At 70.1% G+C, this 16,778-nt stretch carries 16 protein-coding genes; 6 read left to right on the top strand and 10 right to left on the bottom strand.

What is annotated here, in order from left to right; all coding sequences use genetic code 11:
- Positions 1 to 37: 37 nt before the first annotated feature.
- The gene (locus tag AB0I51_RS40125) at positions 38 to 1,141 is read left to right on the top strand and encodes an ionic transporter y4hA (protein ID WP_362983327.1); all 1,104 of its coding nucleotides are present in this window, start codon (positions 38 to 40) and stop codon (positions 1,139 to 1,141) included.
- A 4-nt stretch (positions 1,142 to 1,145) separates the two neighbouring features.
- Here AB0I51_RS40125 and AB0I51_RS40120 read toward each other — a convergent pair whose 3' ends face one another.
- Positions 1,146 to 2,417 carry an MFS transporter gene (locus AB0I51_RS40120; protein WP_362983365.1) on the bottom strand — a complete coding sequence of 424 codons (1,272 nt, stop codon included), beginning with the start codon at positions 2,415 to 2,417 and terminating at the stop codon, positions 1,146 to 1,148.
- Positions 2,418 to 2,589: 172 nt separating this feature from the next.
- On the opposite strand from AB0I51_RS40120, the gene aroQ reads away from it, so the two are divergent.
- Positions 2,590 to 3,063, top strand: coding sequence for a type II 3-dehydroquinate dehydratase (gene aroQ, locus AB0I51_RS40115; RefSeq protein ID WP_362983326.1), 474 nt, complete (start codon positions 2,590 to 2,592; stop codon positions 3,061 to 3,063).
- Between the two features lie 53 nt (positions 3,064 to 3,116).
- On the opposite strand, the gene AB0I51_RS40110 is transcribed toward aroQ, so the two are convergent.
- From AB0I51_RS40110 to AB0I51_RS40095, 4 genes are all read right to left on the bottom strand, one after another.
- A complete protein-coding gene (locus tag AB0I51_RS40110) occupies positions 3,117 to 3,887 on the bottom strand; it encodes an amino acid ABC transporter ATP-binding protein (RefSeq protein WP_362983325.1) in 771 nt (256 codons plus the stop codon).
- On the bottom strand, positions 3,884 to 4,801 hold the full coding sequence (locus AB0I51_RS40105) for an amino acid ABC transporter permease (protein WP_362983324.1): 918 nt from the start codon (positions 4,799 to 4,801) through the stop codon (positions 3,884 to 3,886). Before AB0I51_RS40105 ends, AB0I51_RS40110 begins: the two co-directional genes overlap by 4 nt.
- Positions 4,798 to 5,685 carry an ABC transporter substrate-binding protein gene (locus AB0I51_RS40100; RefSeq protein WP_362983323.1) on the bottom strand — a complete coding sequence of 296 codons (888 nt, stop codon included), beginning with the start codon at positions 5,683 to 5,685 and terminating at the stop codon, positions 4,798 to 4,800. Before AB0I51_RS40100 ends, AB0I51_RS40105 begins: the two co-directional genes overlap by 4 nt.
- Positions 5,686 to 5,991: 306 nt before the next feature.
- Positions 5,992 to 6,648 carry an MBL fold metallo-hydrolase gene (locus AB0I51_RS40095; protein ID WP_362983322.1) on the bottom strand — a complete coding sequence of 219 codons (657 nt, stop codon included), beginning with the start codon at positions 6,646 to 6,648 and terminating at the stop codon, positions 5,992 to 5,994.
- 118 nt (positions 6,649 to 6,766) lie between these two features.
- On the opposite strand from AB0I51_RS40095, the gene AB0I51_RS40090 reads away from it, so the two are divergent.
- Entirely contained in the window at positions 6,767 to 7,057 is a 291-nt protein-coding gene (locus AB0I51_RS40090) for a hypothetical protein (protein WP_362983321.1), read from the top strand.
- Here AB0I51_RS40090 and AB0I51_RS40085 read toward each other — a convergent pair.
- Complete coding sequence (locus AB0I51_RS40085) at positions 7,052 to 7,738, bottom strand: maleylpyruvate isomerase family mycothiol-dependent enzyme (RefSeq protein ID WP_362983320.1); 687 nt, start codon at positions 7,736 to 7,738, stop codon at positions 7,052 to 7,054. The two genes, AB0I51_RS40090 and AB0I51_RS40085, sit on opposite strands and share 6 nt — an antisense overlap.
- A 225-nt stretch (positions 7,739 to 7,963) precedes the next feature.
- Between AB0I51_RS40085 and uvrA the strand changes: the two genes are divergently transcribed.
- Positions 7,964 to 10,942, top strand: a complete 2,979-nt coding sequence (gene uvrA, locus AB0I51_RS40080) for an excinuclease ABC subunit UvrA (protein ID WP_362983319.1) — start codon at positions 7,964 to 7,966, stop codon at positions 10,940 to 10,942.
- A 74-nt stretch (positions 10,943 to 11,016) separates the two neighbouring features.
- Here uvrA and AB0I51_RS40075 read toward each other — a convergent pair whose 3' ends face one another.
- Positions 11,017 to 11,928, bottom strand: coding sequence for a carbohydrate kinase (locus tag AB0I51_RS40075; RefSeq protein WP_362983318.1), 912 nt, complete (start codon positions 11,926 to 11,928; stop codon positions 11,017 to 11,019).
- Positions 11,925 to 13,028, bottom strand: a complete 1,104-nt coding sequence (locus AB0I51_RS40070; RefSeq protein ID WP_362983364.1) for a LacI family DNA-binding transcriptional regulator — start codon at positions 13,026 to 13,028, stop codon at positions 11,925 to 11,927. Before AB0I51_RS40070 ends, AB0I51_RS40075 begins: the two co-directional genes overlap by 4 nt.
- A 195-nt stretch (positions 13,029 to 13,223) precedes the next feature.
- Between AB0I51_RS40070 and AB0I51_RS40065 the strand changes: the two genes are divergently transcribed.
- Positions 13,224 to 13,646, top strand: a complete 423-nt coding sequence (locus tag AB0I51_RS40065; RefSeq protein WP_362983317.1) for a Rieske 2Fe-2S domain-containing protein — start codon at positions 13,224 to 13,226, stop codon at positions 13,644 to 13,646.
- A gap of 27 nt (positions 13,647 to 13,673) precedes the next feature.
- On the opposite strand, the gene AB0I51_RS40060 is transcribed toward AB0I51_RS40065, so the two are convergent.
- Positions 13,674 to 14,618, bottom strand: coding sequence for a hypothetical protein (locus AB0I51_RS40060; RefSeq protein ID WP_362983316.1), 945 nt, complete (start codon positions 14,616 to 14,618; stop codon positions 13,674 to 13,676).
- Between the two features lie 213 nt (positions 14,619 to 14,831).
- A complete protein-coding gene (locus AB0I51_RS40055) occupies positions 14,832 to 15,203 on the bottom strand; it encodes a response regulator (protein ID WP_362983315.1) in 372 nt (123 codons plus the stop codon).
- Between the two features lie 172 nt (positions 15,204 to 15,375).
- Here AB0I51_RS40055 and AB0I51_RS40050 point away from each other — a divergent pair, with 172 nt between their 5' ends.
- Positions 15,376 to 16,767, top strand: a complete 1,392-nt coding sequence (locus AB0I51_RS40050; protein WP_362983314.1) for an extracellular solute-binding protein — start codon at positions 15,376 to 15,378, stop codon at positions 16,765 to 16,767.
- Positions 16,768 to 16,778: the final 11 nt, after the last annotated feature.

The raw sequence follows: 16,778 nt of genomic DNA, 5'->3' as shown, positions 1-16,778 counted from the left end.
GAGTGCGGGGCCCGTACGCCTCTGCGAGGATCTCTTCATGATCACTCGGCTCAGGTCGCTCACCACCCCGTGGACGACCTTCGTGCCGGTGCTCGCAGCCGTCCTGCTGGTCTTCACCTGGGGGCGCAAGGACCTGCCCGGCGTGGTCGTCGCCCTGGTGACCCTGGTCCTCGCCGGGGCCGTCCTGGCCGCGGTCCATCACGCCGAGGTCATCGCCCACCGCGTCGGTGAACCCTTCGGCTCCCTGGTCCTCGCCGTCGCGGTGACGATCATCGAGGTCGCCCTGATCGTCACCCTGATGGCCGACGGTGGCGACAAGAGCTCGACCCTCGCCAGAGACACCGTCTTCGCGGCCGTCATGATCACCTGCAACGGCATCGTCGGCCTGTGCCTCATCGTCGCCTCGCTGCGGCACGGCACGGCGGTCTTCAACCCCGAGGGCACCGGCGCCGCCCTCGCCACTGTGGCGACCCTGGCCACGCTCAGCCTGGTCCTGCCGACCTTCACCACCAGCAAGCCGGGCCCGGAGTTCTCCGGCGCCCAGCTCACCTTCGCCGCGCTGTCCTCACTCGCCCTGTACGGCCTTTTCGTGGCCACGCAGACCGTGCGGCACCGCGACTACTTCCTGCCGGTCTCCCGGCAGGGTGCGGTGATCACCAAGGACCACCACGCGGACGCGCCGACCGCCCGTACCGCCCTGATCAGCCTGGGCCTGCTGGGCCTCGCCCTGATCGGTGTCGTAGGACTGGCCAAGGGTGTGTCGCCGACCATCGAGTCCGGCGTCGAGGCGGCCGGCCTGCGCCACGCCGTCGTCGGCGTGATCATCGCGCTGCTCGTCCTGCTCCCCGAGACCATCGCTGCCCTGCGCTCCGCCCGCCGCGACCGCGTACAGACCAGCCTCAACCTCGCGCTCGGCTCGGCGATGGCCAGCATCGGCCTCACCATCCCCGCCGTCGCCCTGGCATCCATCTGGCTCTCCGGACCGCTCGTCCTCGGACTCGGCTCGACCCACATGGTGCTGCTCGCCCTGACCGTGGTGGTCAGCTCCCTGACAGTGGTGCCGGGACGGGCGACACCGCTCCAGGGCGGGGTCCATCTGGTGCTGTTCGCGGCGTACTTGGAGCTCGCGATCAATCCGTAGCGTGTCACCCGACGGCAGGCTCGGGGACTGCCGTCGCCACCGGCCGCGTCTCCGGCAGCAGCGCGAAACACCCCAGACTGAACAGCGCGACCCCCGTCAGATAGGCGCCCACACCCCAGGGAACCCGCCCGCCGTGCTCGGCGAGCGCCGTCGCCACGATCGGGGTGAGGGCGCCACCGAGCACCCCGCCGAGGTTGTAACCCACGGCGGCGCCCGTGCAGCGCACCCGCGGCTCGTACAGCTCCGGCAGATACGCGCCGAGCACGGCGAACATCGTCACGAACGCGAGCAGCGCCCCCAGGAATCCGAGGAACATCAGCAGGGGCGCCCCAGTGGCGAGCAGCGCGACCATCGGGAGCATCCACAGCGCGGCGGCCGCGCACCCCAGCAGGCACAGCGGCCGGCGCCCGTAGCGGTCGCTCAGCAGTGCCACCAGCGGGGTGAGCGAGCCCTTCACCACCACGGCGGCCATGATGCAGGCCAGCATGACGGTACGGCCGACCCCGAGCCGCTCCGTGCCGTAGGCGAGGGACCAGGTCGTCACGGCGTAGAAGATGGCGTACCCCACCGACAGCGCGCCGGCGGTCAGCAGGACCAGCCGCCAGTGGTCGCGCACGACTTCGGCGAGCGGCACGCGCGCGTGGTCGTCGATTTCGAGGAACCGGGGGCTCTCGACGAGCGACGAACGCAACCACAGCCCGCCCAGTGCCAGCGCCCCGGCCACCCAGAACGGCACGCGCCAGCCCCACTGCCCGAACTGTGCGTCGGTCAGGGTCGCGGACAGCGCCAGCATCACGCCGTTGGCGAGCAGGAACCCCACCGCGGGCCCGATCTGCGGAAAGCTCGACCACAGACCGCGCCGCCCGGCGGGCGCGTGCTCGGCGGTCAGCAGCACCGCCCCGCCCCACTCCCCGCCGAGCCCCAGGCCCTGCAGAAATCGCAGCACCAGGAGGAGTACGGGAGCGGCCACCCCGATCGAGCCGTACGACGGCACGCAGCCGACCGCGACCGTCGAGGCACCGGTCAGCAGCAGCGAGGCGACGAGGACCGGCCGCCGCCCGTGCCGATCCCCGAAGTGCCCGAACAGGATCGAGCCCAGCGGTCGCGCCACGAAGCCCACACCGAACGTCCCGAAGGCGGCCAGCGTCCCCGCGACCGGCGAGAACGTCGGGAAGAACAGGGGCCCGAGGACCAGGGCCGCCGCGGTGCCGTAGACGAAGAAGTCGTAGAACTCGATCGCGGTTCCGGCGAGGGAGGCGGCGGCGAGCCGCAGCATGGACGGTGGAACTACGGTGCGTGCATCGTGCATGCCGCGTCAACTACCCACAGTGAACAACGGTTACGGGGGCGCACGGTGGTGCGGAGGCGGCGTGATAGACCGGGACCGAGCAGTGGTCGTCAATCGGCGGCCCATCTCGAACGACATGTCCGAACGGACCGGAGGAACCGTGCCCCGCACCCTGGCCAACGCCCCGATCATGATCCTCAACGGCCCCAACCTGAACCTCCTCGGCCAGCGCCAGCCTGAGATCTACGGCTCCGACACGCTCGCCGACGTCGAGGCGCTGTGCGTCAAGGCGGCGGCCGGGCACGGCGGCACGGTGGACTTCCGGCAGTCCAACCACGAGGGCGAACTGGTCGACTGGATCCACGAGGCGCGGCTCAACCACTGCGGCATCGTGATCAACCCGGGGGCGTACTCGCACACCTCCGTCGCGATCCTGGACGCCCTCAACACCTGTGACGGGCTGCCGGTGTTGGAGGTCCACATCTCCAACATCCACCAGCGCGAGTCGTTCCGGCACCACTCCTACGTTTCGCTGCGTGCCGACGGTGTCATCGCGGGGTGCGGTGTGCAGGGGTACGTGTTCGGTGTGGAGCGGGTCGCCGCGCTTGCGGGGGCGGGGAAGGCCGACGCGTAAGCACCGGCCTCCAGGAGCCCGCCCCTTACAGACCACCAGTTACAGACGCCCCGTCACAGCCGGCCCGCCTCCACGATCCGTCGCAGGAAGCGCTGTGTGCGCTCCTGCTGCGGGTCGCCGAAGATCTGCCGGGCCGTGCCGCGTTCCAGGACCACGCCTCCGTCCAGGAAGCACACCTGGTCGGCGACGTCCCGGGCGAAGCCCATCTCGTGCGTGGCCAGCACCATGGTCATGCCCTCGTCCTTCAAGTCCCGGACGACGGCGAGCACTTCACCGACCAGCTCGGGGTCGAGCGCGGCGGTGATCTCGTCGAAGAGCAGCAGCCGGGGCCGTGCGGCGAGGGCGCGCACGATCGCGACCCGCTGCTGCTGGCCGCCGCTCAGCCGGTCCGGATAGGCGCCCGCCTTGTCCCCGAGTCCGAGCCGCTCCAGCAGCTCACGCGCGTGTGCCTCGGCCTCCGCGCGGGACACGCCGTGCACCCGGCGTGGGGCGAGGGTGATGTTCTCCAGGACCGTCATGTGCGGGAACAGGTTGTACGCCTGGAACACCACGCCGATACGGCGCCGTATCGCGTCCTGGTCGACGCGCGGATCGGTGATCTCCTCGCCGTCGAGCCAGATCGCGCCGTCGTCGATGTCCTCCAGGAGGTTCGCGCACCGCAGCAGCGTGGACTTGCCGGAGCCGGAGGCGCCGATCAGCGCGGTCACGGTGTGCTGCGGGACCTCCAGGTCGACGTCCCGCAGGACGACGGACGTACCGAAGGTCTTGCGGACGGACTCCATGCGCAGCACGGGGGAGGCGGTGGAGTTCTCGGCGGTGCTCATGTCGTGCCTCCCTGGGCGCGCTGCCGGTCCATCCTGGCCGTCACCCAGTCCGTGAAGCGGGTCATCGGGATGGTCAGCGCCACGAAGACGAGCCCCGCGACGATGTACGGCGTGTAGTTCAGGGCGCGCTGCGCGATGATGTCGGACGCTCGTACGGCGTCGATCGCGCCGCCGATCGACACCAGTCCGGTGTCCTTCTGGAGGGACACCAGATCGTTCAACAAGGGCGGCACCTGCCGGCGTACGGCCTGGGGGAGCACCACGTGCCGCAGCGCCTGCCGGTTGGTCAGGCCCAGCGAACGGGCCGCCGCGCGCTGCGAGGGGTGCACGGACTCGATGCCTGCGCGGAACACCTCGGCCACGTACGCCGAGTACGTCAGCGTCAGCGCCGTACCGCCCAGCCACACGGGATCGACGGTCACGCCCTGGAGGCGCAGCGCGGGCACTCCGAAGACCACGATCATCAGGTTGATGATCAGCGGCAGCCCGCGGAAGAAGTCCGTGTAGGCGGCGGCCAGCACCCGCAGGGGGAAGAACACCGGTCCGCGCAGGGTGCGCGCGACGGCGATCAGCATCCCCAGGACGAGCACCAGGACACCGCAGATCAGCAGCAGCCGGATGTTCAGCCAGAGCCCTTCGAGGACCTTGGGGAACGCCTCACGCGCGTAGTGCCCGTCGAAGAACGTCTCCTTGGTGCGCTCCCAGCCCGGCGCGCTGACCACGACCACGTACAGGACGACGGCGGTGACAAGGGTCGACACCGCGGCGATCGCGGTCGCGCGGCGGGCACGCGCGCGCTTGTGCCGCTCCCGCTCCAGCCGCCGCTGCGAGGGGACGTACGCGTCGCCCCCGCCGGGCATGTCGCCCTTGTCGTCCGCGGCCTCCCGGCCCGGCTCGTCCTTCACCACGGTCACTTGAGGACCGGGGCGTCGACGGCGTCGGACAGCCACTGCTTCTCCAGCGCCGCCAGGGTGCCGTCCTTGCGGAGGGCGTCAACGGCCGACGTCACGCACGACGTGAGGTCGCTGCCCTTGTCGAGCACGAGCCCGAACTGCTCGGGCGTGCCGCCCTGGTTCTCGAACTGGCCGACGATCTTGGCGTTGGTCACCTCGGCCGAGGTGATGTAGAAGGCGGTCGGCAGGTCGACGACGATCGCGTCGACCTGGCCGTTCTTGAGCGCGGAGACGGCCTGGTCGTTCTTGGAGAACGCGGCCTCCTGCTGCGTCGGCTTCACCACGTCGCTGATGTAGTTCAGGCTCGTGGTGCCGACCTGGGCGCCCAGCTTGAGGCCCTTGAGGTCCGCGATGCTCGTCGCCTTGGCGGCCTTGCTGCTCTTGAGCGCGATGACGGCCTGGCGGACGTCGTAGTAGCCGGACGAGAAGTCGACGGCCTTCTTGCGCTCGGCGCTGATCGACACCTGGTTGATGTCGAAGTCGAAGGTCTTCACACCGGGCGCGAAGGCCTTGTTGAAGGGCACGCTCTGCCAGACGACGGCGCTCTTGTCGTAGCCGAGTTGCTTCGCCACGGCGTAGGCGACCGCCGACTCGAAGCCCTTGCCGTTGGCGGGCTTGTCGTCCTCGAACCAGGGCTCGTACGCCGGCTCGTCCGTCGCGATCGTCAGCTTGCCGGAGGTCTGGGTGGCCAGCTTGCCCTTGGCGCAGGTGGTCCCGGCGGACGTGGAGGAGGCCTTGTCGGAGGCCTTGTCGTCCGGTTGCGGAGCACAGCCGACAGCGGTGGCGAAGAGGGCTATGGTGACGGCGGCTATCGCGCGACGCGGTGCGCGAGGGGCAAGGTGCATGGCGGGAGAGTGACAGCCAAACGTCCTGTTTGTCGAGGTCACAGCCCTCAATGTCCGCATATTGGGAACGGGTGTTGCGTTTTCGTGAACAATCCCTGTGCGATCCCGCCCGCGACACGCTTGCCGGGGCCGCCGGTCGAGGGCGGGGATCGATGGACCGGCGGCCCATCCGCACAGGAGCCGTCATCCTGAGCGGGGCTGCTTCCAGTTGACCGCTCAACCATGTGTGCCGGGAGCGCGCGTACGACACCGGCGCGTGCGAAGGATTCACACGGGGCGCGCGGGAACCGCTTCACGCCCAGGAGTTCACCACCCGCGCGCGTGCCACTCCGGCAGATGCGGGCGCTCCGCGCCCAGCGTCGTGTCGTTGCCGTGCCCCGGGTAGACCCACGTCTCGTCGGGGAGCGTGTCGAAGATCTTCGTCTCGACGTCGCGGATCAGGCTGGCGAACGCCTCGGGGTCCTTCCATGTGTTGCCCACGCCCCCCGGGAACAGACAGTCGCCGGTGAACACGTGAGGGTGTCCGTGCGGGTCGTCGTAGACGAGCGCGATCGAGCCCGGTGTATGGCCCACGAGGTGACGCGCGGTCAGTTCGACCTGCCCCACCCGGATCGTGTCGCCGTCGTCGACCAGGACGTCGGTCGGCACCGGGATGCCGTCGGCGTCCTCGCGGCCCGCGTACGTACGCGCGCGCGTGGCCGTCACGACCTCGGCGAGCGCCTGCCAGTGGTCGCCGTGCTGGTGGGTGGTGACTACGGACGCGATGCCGTCGTCACCGATCGTGCCGAGCAGGGTCTCCGCGTCGTTGGCCGCGTCGATCAGCAACTGCTCGTCCGTGGCCCGGCAGCGCAGCAGATAGGCGTTGTTGTTCATGGGTCCGACCGCGATCTTGGTGATCATCAGGTCCGTGAGCTCATGCACGTCCGCCGGGCCACCGACCGTCACCTCTCCGCTGTACGTCATGGCGGCCAGCCTAATCCGTTTCCGGAGGACCTTCTGAAGTGGCCGACGTCTCCCGGCCGTTCGGGTGCGGAAACGGGATGCCTTGAGCGCGGCGGCGACGGAGGCCGAACATTCCCCCATGAGCCCCGAAGTGCGCACGTTCGTCGCCGGCGGCCCGCTTCCCGACTGGGACGCGAGCGAAGAGGAGAACGACCGGCGGGACCGCCAACTCGTGGCGATCCCGAAGCCGGTCACGGCGGAGGAGGCCCTGGTGCTCGTCTCCTGCTTCGGCCCCGACGACTGCTACGGCGTCGCCTGGACACTTCTCCACCTCATCGAGACCGGCCCGAACCCGGTGCTCACCGCGCGGCCCGCACACGACGCCACCGAGTGGCATCAGCGGCTCTACGACAGGGCCGGAGGCCTATAGCGGGGGAAGCGCCGGCAAGGGGCCGCCGTCGACCGTCAGGCCGGACCCGTCACGGCGCCCGCAGAGCCAGCCGAGCAGATCCGCCGGGCTGCCGGTGACGGTGACTTCGGGCTTCTCGGCGGGCCTGCCCGTGCTCCACGCGTGCGTGCCGTCCGAAAGGTGTGTCGACGGCACATCAGGGTGCCCGGTGAACCGTTCGGCCAGGAAGTCGATCTCCCGCTCGGTGAACTCCTCGGGCAGGTCCTCCAGTTCGTACCCGACCCCCATGTCCACGTGATGCAGCTCGACCTCGACCCACCGCCGGAACGGGATCCGGGACGCGGTGTCGACGACCCCGTTGCGCAGCTCCACGGTGCGCGACCAGTCCGCCGGAGCCGCGCCCGCCGACTGGAAGCCGGCCGCGCTCTCGCGCACGTCGGCGAGCTGGACGTCGAGGGGGCGCGGCGCGTCGCGCTCGATGTCGGCGTCACGGACGCTCGCCGTGGCGTACATGGGACGCCCCTCCAGGACGTTCACGAGGGCGTCCGCGTTGCGGGCGACGTGCGCGAGAACGTGATTGCGGCTCCATCCGGGGAGCCGTGACGGCTCGGCGGCCGAGGCGTTGTCCAGTGCGGCGGCTGCGGTGAGCAGCCGTTCGGTCGCGTCATGTACAGAGGCCAGGTCATGAGCGTGATCAATCATGCTGCTGACCCTAGCCCCGCCACACCTTTGGGTGAAGGTGGTGAAGCTGTGCCGTAAATCGAATGCACGTGCTATATCGTCGGGTGCGGCGTCGGGCATGCTGGAAGGCCGGAGGTTGTTATGCCTCGGCCGGGATTCCGACCGGCGTTGTCAGTGGCTCCCCCTAGTCTGAGAACGACGGGGGCCCCGCCCCTGTCACTTCTCTCAAGAAAGGTGCGGACCGGCGTGGCCGACCGTCTCATCGTCCGTGGCGCGCGCGAGCACAATCTGAAGAATGTCTCGCTCGACCTGCCACGCGACTCGCTCATCGTGTTCACGGGCCTGTCCGGGTCGGGCAAGTCCTCCCTGGCCTTCGACACGATCTTCGCCGAGGGCCAGCGGCGCTACGTGGAATCGCTCTCCTCGTACGCCCGCCAGTTCCTCGGCCAGATGGACAAGCCGGACGTCGACTTCATCGAAGGTCTCTCCCCGGCCGTCTCCATCGACCAGAAGTCGACCTCGCGCAACCCGCGCTCGACGGTCGGCACCATCACCGAGGTCTACGACTACCTGCGCCTGCTCTTCGCGCGCATCGGCAAGCCGCACTGCCCGGAGTGCGGCCGGCCGATCACGCGCCAGTCGCCGCAGGCCGTCGTCGACAAGGTCCTGGCGCTGCCGGAGGGGAGCCGCTTCCAGGTCCTGTCGCCGCTGGTGCGCGAGCGCAAGGGCGAGTTCGTCGACCTGTTCGCGGACCTCCAGACCAAGGGCTACAGCCGCGCGCGCGTGGACGGCGAGACCATCCAGCTCTCCGAGCCGCCCGTCCTGAAGAAGCAGGAGAAGCACACCATCGAGGTGGTCATCGACCGCCTCACGGTGAAGGACTCCGCCAAGCGCCGCCTCACCGACTCCGTGGAGACCGCCCTCGGCCTGTCCGGCGGCATGGTCGTGCTCGACTTCGTCGACCTCCCCGAGGACGACCCCGAGCGCGAGCGCATGTTCTCGGAGCACCTGTACTGCCCGTACGACGACCTGTCCTTCGAGGAGCTGGAGCCCCGCTCCTTCTCCTTCAACTCGCCCTTCGGCGCCTGCCCGGAGTGCTCCGGCATCGGCACGCGCATGGAGGTCGACGCCGAGCTGATCGTCCCGGACGAGGACAAGTCCCTGGACGAGGGCGCCATCCACCCGTGGTCGCACGGCCACACCAAGGACTACTTCGGCCGCCTCATCGGCGCCCTCGCGGACGCCCTGGGCTTCCGCACCGACATCCCCTTCGCGGGCCTCCCGCAGCGCGCCAAGAAGGCCCTGCTCTACGGCCACAAGACGCAGATCGAGGTGCGGTACCGCAACAGGTACGGCCGCGAGCGGGTCTACACGACGCCCTTCGAAGGCGCCGTCCCCTTCGTCAAGCGCCGGCACGGCGAGGCGGAGAGCGACGCCAGCAGGGAGCGCTTCGAGGGCTACATGCGCGAGGTGCCCTGTCCCACCTGTCACGGCACGCGCCTGAAGCCGGTCGTGCTCGCGGTCACGATCATGGACAAGTCGATCGCCGAGATCTCCGGCATGTCCATCAGCGACTGCGCGGAGTTCCTGGGCGCGATGAAGCTCGACGCCCGCGACAAGAAGATCGCCGAGCGCGTGCTGAAGGAGTGCAACGAGAGACTGCGGTTCCTGGTGGACGTCGGCCTCGACTACCTCTCGCTGAACCGCGCGGCCGGCACCCTCTCCGGCGGCGAGGCCCAGCGCATCCGCCTGGCCACCCAGATCGGCTCCGGACTCGTCGGCGTCCTGTACGTCCTCGACGAGCCGTCCATCGGCCTGCACCAGCGCGACAACCACCGGCTGATCGAGACCCTGGTCCGGCTCCGCGACATGGGCAACACGCTCATCGTCGTCGAGCACGACGAGGACACCATCAAGGTCGCCGACTGGATCGTCGACATCGGCCCCGGCGCGGGCGAGCACGGCGGCAAGGTCGTGCACAGCGGCTCGCTGAAGGAACTGCTCGCCAACGAGGAGTCGATGACCGGGCAGTACCTGTCCGGCAAGAAGGCCATCCCGTTGCCCGAGATCCGGCGTCCGCGCGATCCGTCCCGGCAGCTCACGGTCCACGGCGCCCGGGAGAACAACCTCCAGGACATCGACGTCTCGTTCCCCCTGGGCGTGTTCACCGCGGTCACCGGCGTTTCCGGCTCCGGCAAGTCGACCCTGGTCAACGACATCCTGTACACGCACCTGGCCCGCGAGCTGAATGGCGCGAGGAACGTACCGGGGCGGCACACGCGCGTGGACGGCGACGACCTCGTCGACAAGGTCGTGCACGTGGACCAGTCGCCCATCGGCCGCACCCCCCGGTCCAACCCGGCGACGTACACCGGAGTCTTCGACCACGTCCGCAAGCTGTTCGCGGAGACGACCGAGGCGAAGGTGCGGGGCTATCTGCCCGGCCGCTTCTCCTTCAACGTCAAGGGCGGTCGCTGCGAGAACTGCGCGGGCGACGGCACCATCAAGATCGAGATGAACTTCCTGCCGGACGTCTACGTCCCGTGCGAGGTGTGCCACGGCGCCCGCTACAACCGCGAGACCCTGGACGTCCACTACAAGGGCAAGTCCATCGCCGACGTCCTGAACATGCCGATCGAGGAGGCCACGGAGTTCTTCGAGGCGGTCCCCGGAATCGCCCGCCACCTCAACACCCTCAAGGACGTCGGCCTCGGCTACGTCCGGCTCGGCCAGTCCGCGACCACCCTGTCCGGCGGTGAGGCCCAGCGCGTCAAGCTCGCCAGCGAGCTCCAGCGCCGCTCCACCGGCCGTACGGTCTACGTCCTGGACGAGCCCACCACCGGCCTGCACTTCGAGGACATCAGCAAGCTCCTCACCGTGCTCGGCGGCCTGGTCGACAAGGGCAACACGGTCATCGTCATCGAGCACAACCTCGATGTGATCAAGGTGGCCGACTGGGTCGTCGACATGGGCCCGGAGGGTGGAGCGGGCGGCGGTCTCGTCATCGCCGAGGGAACGCCGGAGCAGGTCGCCGCGGTGGGGGCCAGCCACACCGGCAAGTTCCTGCGCGAGATCCTCGACGCCGACCGGATCAGCGACGGTGCCCCGGTGAAGGCCCCGCGCAAGGTGGCCGCCAAGAAGACCGCGGCGGTCGCGAAGAAGACCGCCGCGCCTGCCAGGAAGGCCACGCCCGCGAAGAAGACGACGCGGGCCCGCAAGGCCTGACCGTCGCGGAGCAGACACACGGATGCGGCGCCCTACGGGAACTCCCGTAGGGCGCCGCATCCACTCAACGCCCCCTACAGGGCGCCCAGTTCGGAGGCGTACGGCGGTTCCGCCCCGGCCCGTGAACAGGTGATCGCCGCCGCCCGCGCCGCGAACCGCAGCAACCGCGTCCAGCCGTCGCGGCCGAGGCCGGCCAGCCCCTCCGGAGACAGCGCGTCCTGGGCGGACAGACCGTGCAACAGGGCCGCGTTGACCGTGTCGCCGGCCCCGATCGTGTCCACGACGTCGACCTTCTCGCCCGGCACCGGATACACCTTGCCGTCCCGGGTGAACGCGGTGAGCCCGTCGCCGCCCTGGGTGATCACGACGGCCGAGGGACCCGCGTCAAGCCACTCGACGGGATTGCCCCCGAGCCACAGCGCGTCCTCCTCGGAGAGCTTCAGCAGCGACACGTGCGGCAGCCAGCTCCTGAAACGCGCCCGGTAGGCATCGGCGTCGGGGATCAGACCGGCCCGGATGTTCGGGTCGAGCGCGGTGAACACGCCCTGTGCGGCAGCGGTTCCCATCAACTCCTCGTAGGCACTCGCACCCGGCTCCAGCACGAGCGAACAGGTGCCGAAGGACACCGCCTCGGTCTCGGCCGGCAGCGCATAGGGCATCGCGAAGAGCCGGTCGGCGGTGCCGTCGACGTAGAAGGAGTAGGTGGCCGAGCCGTTCGCGTCGAGCGTGGCCGCCGCGAGCGTGGTCGGCTCCGGGCCGCGCTGTACGTCAAGGACGTCCACGTCGACCTGTCGCAGCCCGGCGAGCAGGGCCTCGCCGAACGCGTCCTGGGAGACGCGCGAGCAGAAGGCGGTGGCGGAGCCGAGGCGGCCGAGGGCGAGGGCGGTGTTGTAGGGGCCGCCGCCGAGCGCCGGCTTGAGGACCGCGAGAGCGCCCGGGCCCTGCGGTACCAGATCGATCAGGGCCTCACCGGCGACGACGATCACGAGACGTTTCCCTTCGTGGACTTCTCGGGCTGGTCCGGGCAGCCGCACGACGTGCGGTGGACGAACGCGCAGGGGAGCCGCAGCACACGGGCGGGCCGGTCCGGCGCGGCGAGCCGGTCCAGCAGCAGCCGTACGGCCTCGGCGCCGATCTCCTTGCTGGGCTGGGCGATCGCGGTGAGCCTGGGCTCGAACAGGTCCGCCCAGGTGAAGTCGTCGAAGCAGCACAGCGCGAGGTCGCCGGGGACGGACAGACCGCGCTCGCGCAGGGCGCGCAGGGCGCCGATGGTCATCGTGTTGTTGGCGGTGACCAGGGCCGTGGGCGGGGCGGCGAGGGAAAGCAGGGTCGCCGTGGCCCGCTCGGCGGCGGCCGACTCGGAGTCGCCGTGCGCCAACAGCCGCTCGTCGTAAGGGAGTCCGGCGGCGGCGAGGCCGTGCCGGTATCCGGCGATCCGCTCGCCGGTGGTACTGAGCCCGGGCAGGCCCGCGACGAGGCCGATCCGGCGGTGGCCGAGTCCGGCGAGGTGGGTGACCAGCCGCGCCGTCGGTTCGACGTTCTCGGCGCACACCTGGTCGAAGGCGCCCGCCTGGCCGGAGGTGACTGTCTGGTCGGAGGTGACGGGGTCGTCGGAGGTGACCGGGTCGTCCGAGGGCGCCTCGACCACCCGGTCCAGGAACACCGTCGGTACGGAGTGCCGCCCCAGGTACGCGACGAGGGAGTCGGGGTCCGCCGACGGCGCGACGATCATGCCGTCCACCCGGCGCTCGTGCAGGAGTTGGACGACCTTGAGCTCGTGCTCCGGGTCGTCGTGCGGGTCGGCGATGAGCAGGCTGTAGCCATGCTCCAGGGCGCCGGCCTCGACGCCCTGGAGGATCTCCGTGAAGTACGGGTTGCTGATCGCTGACACCGCGAGACCGATCGAGCGGGTGCGGGACGTCACCAGGGAGCGGGCGAGGGTGTTGGGGGTGTAGCCCAGCTCCTCGATCGCGCTCAGCACGGCCTGCCGGGTGCCGGGCAGCACCGGGCGGGTGTCGTTCAGGACGTGCGAGACGGTCGCGACGGACACACCGGCGCTGCGGGCGACATCGGCCATGGTGGCCATCATGGGTCCCCTCCCCGAATTACGGCGAGCCTTTCGGTCGGGAACGTATCCCATCCGGCGCCTGACGTAAACGCTTGCGCAAACGTTTACGTACCGTGAGCGGTCATAGGGTGATCCTGACTCAAAGCGGGCGGAACACCACCGGTATCGTCGGCCTGTACGACCTCTGAACAGCCCGAACAGCTGGAGACCCGTATGTCCCGCCGACCCGTCCCGAGCCGTCGTACCGTCCTGCGTGGAGCGGCCCTCACGCCCGTCGCCGGGCTCGGGCTCGCCGCCTGCTCGGGCGGCGGCTCAGGGGCCCCCGCGACGCCGACCGCGCCCGTGGACCTCGGCGCGGAGAGCGAGGTCGCCAAGGGGAGCGCCAAGCTCTACCGGGACAGCAACGTGGTCGTCAGCCGGGGTCCGGACGGCACCCTCAAGGCGTACAGCACGATCTGCACGCACGCGCAGTGCCCCATCAACAAGCTGGACGGCACGACCCTCATCTGCCCGTGCCACGGCAGCCAGTTCGACGCCACCACGGGCAAGGTGCTCCAGTCCCCGGCCACCGAGCCGCTGCAGGAGCTGAAGGCGACGGCCGAGAACGGCAGGATCGTCGCGGGACCGGGCGCCTGACCCCTGGGGCGCCGAGGCCGCGGCGGTTCACTCCCAGTCCCAGCCGATCCCCACGATCCCCGACCGCATCCGCGGCTCCACGAGGTGCACCGAGTGGTGTCCGGTCAGACGCAGCTCCTGACGGCCGCTGCGCGGGGCCGCCGCCGAGTGCTGGGTGAAGCGGTGGCAGCGCGTCGGCAGTGCGCTCTCGTCGAAGCTCACCTGGAGCGCGTACTGACCGCCCGCGGAACCGAAGTCGCGCACGTACTCGCGGGAGACGCCGGCGGTGCCGTCCTCGACGCCGTAGCGGAAGAGGAACGTATCTCCGGAGCGCAACCGGGTGCCGAAGAGGAGCTCGGCGACCAGCATGCCGGTGTCGTGATGGCGGCGGACGCGGCCCGTGCGGCAGTTCTCCAGGGCGTGCACGGTCATGTGCTCCGGGGTGCAGCCCGGGTCGCCGTAGTGGACGGCGATGAAGCGGTCGATGCCGTCCCGGTGGGCGCGGACGATGTGGTGCGACTCGCGGCTCGCCAGCTCGCGGCGCGGGCCGACGCGCACCCGCTCGTGGTGCCCGAAGGTGTGCAGCCCGCTGTCGGGCGTGGACTCCAGCTCGGCCAGCAGCTGCTCCAGGACGCCCGAGGCCTCGACGAAGGAGCGGTAGGAGCGGGCCGCGGGGCGGGCGGCGACCGAGCGTTCCTCGGCCTCGGCGAGCAGCCGGATCAGTGACTCCTCCGGGAGTTGGAGGATCTCCTCCAGCGCTCGTACGGCGCGCAGCGACTCGGGGCGCTGCGGGCGGCGGGCGCCCTGCTGCCAGTAGCTCAGGCTGGTGACGCCGACCTTGACCCCGTAGCGCGTCAGATGGTGCTGGACGCGCTGCAGCGGCAGTCCGCGGGCGGCGATGGCGGCGCGCAGTGCGACATGGAAGGGGCCGCCGCGCAGGGCCGAGTCGAGTTCGGCGGTGGCGGCATCCGCCTGCTGTGTGGCGTGCGGCATGCAGGGGCCCTTTCTGTGAATGTTCGCAACGGCTGGTCAGGCCGTTCACGCGGGTTGCTTCGGGGCCCCCGTCGGCGCCGGAGAAGGGTCTTCACATCCGTACGCCGTCGTTCACGCCCCGAGTTCCCCCGCATTGAAGCGTGTTGACCAAGTCCCGACAACACCTGTCGCCCAACAGCCCGGTGTGACCTGGCCGAGTCGTGGTGGGTGGGTTCAGGGTGGTGCGGTCGGCCCGCCGTCGTTCAGGACGTCTCTGATCGCCCGTGCGGACAGGGACGACTTGTGCAGGAATCCGCGCGCGGGGCTGGCGGCGACCAGTTCCTGGAAGTCCTCCCCGGAGTGGGTCGAGATGAGGATCACCGCCGGTACGTCGCCCACCAGGCGGCGTGCGACGTCGAAGCCGTTCTCGCCGTCGAGGTCGAGATCGACCAGGACGACGTCAGGTGCCGTCTCCCGGGCTCGGGAGACGGCGTCCGCGCCCGTCGAGGCAGTACCGACGACCTCGACTCCACCGCGTTCCAGCAGGGCGCGAGCCGCCTCCAGGAACCGGGCGCTGTCATCGACGAGGAGACAGCGCAGCGACATGTCCACAGCTTGCCAACGAGCGGTCGGTCGCGCCTTCCGGCTAGCCGGAAAGTACTGAAGTCCCTTGCCGCGTACGAAGGTTCTCGGGCACACAGGGCGATGGCGATACGACGGGCGGTAGCATGTCGCCACCCTGGGGAGGCCGAGTCGTCTGGTCGAGTGGGGGAGTGCCATGAGCGGTACGAGCACCACGCGCGCGTGCCCTGCGGTCCGCCGGGTACGGGGCACCCTGATCCCCTGGGTGCTGTGCGCGGCCCTGCTGCTGGCCGCGTGCGACGGCGGCGGAAGCGACGCCAAGGGAGTGAGCGCGTCCCCGAAGGACACCACCTGCGACGGGAAGATCAACGGCACCGCGCACATCACCGTGTGGTTCCACGCGGGCCCGAGCGGCGAACTCACCACGCTGCAGAGCCAGGTGAAGGAGTTCAACAAGCGGCAGAAGAAGGTGCGGGTCGAACTGGTCACCCTCCCGGAGAACCGCGCCTACACCGACCTGGTGCTGTCCGCCGCCGCCAGCGGGGACCTGCCCGACCTCCTCGACTTCGACGGGCCCAACCTCTACAGCTACGCATGGTCGGGCAAGCTCCGGCCGATCGACTCCTGCGTGCCCGCGAGCGTCCGCGCCGACCTGCTGCCGACGATCCGTCAACAGGGCACCTACGCGGGCAGGTTGTGGGGCATCGGCACCTTCGACTCGGGCATGGGCCTGTATGTGCGCAAGTCCGTCATGAAGAAGGCCGGAATACGCATCCCGACCGGTCCCAAGGACGCCTGGACGGCCACCGAACTGACCGGCATCCTGCGCAAGTTGCGCACCCAGGGCTACAAGGCGCCGCTCGACCTGCGGCTCGTCCACTCGCAGCCGGGCCAGGAGTGGAACACCTACGGTTTCGTGCCCGCCGTGTGGTCGGCGGGCGGCGACCTCGTCGAACCCGGGAACCACCGCACCGCCGACGGCTATGTGAACGGCCCCGGTTCGGTGAAGGCGCTCACCACCATGCAGAACTGGGCCAAGGCCGGGCTCATCGACATGGTCAAGGACGACAAGGCGTTCGTCGGCGGCCGCAGCGCGATCTCCTGGTGCGGCCACTGGACCTATCCGGAATTCAACAAGGCCTTCCCCGGGGACGTCACGATCGTCCCGCTGCCCGATTTCGGCCAGGGCACCGTCACCGGCATGGGCTCCTTCCAGTGGGGCGTTCCGGCGGGCAACGCCGACGGGGACGCCGTCTGGCGCTTCCTGTCCTTCCTGCTCCAGCCCGCCCAGGTGCACCGGATGACCGTGGCCAACGGGGCGATCCCGGCCACCGAGAGCGCGATCGGACTCTCGCCGCAGTACGCGCCCGGCGGACCCGAGCACCTGCTCATCGAGCAGCTCCGGGACGGCGTGGCCCGCCCCCGGCCGCAGACGCCGGCCTACCCGGCGATCACGGACGCCTTCTCCCGGGCCTTCGCGAAGATCATCTTCAATCGGGCTCCGGTCCGGGCCACCCTCGACGAGGCCGCCGAGAAGATCGACAAGGACATCGCGGCGCACGACGGGTATCCGACGAACACCTCGTGAAAACGGGCCTC

This window comes from Streptomyces sp. NPDC050549 (assembly GCF_040655035.1).
Taxonomy (GTDB): Bacteria; Actinomycetota; Actinomycetes; order Streptomycetales; family Streptomycetaceae; genus Streptomyces.
The sequence above is the reverse complement of the archived record's forward strand: the minus strand, read 5'-3'. Positions and strand labels throughout refer to the sequence as shown.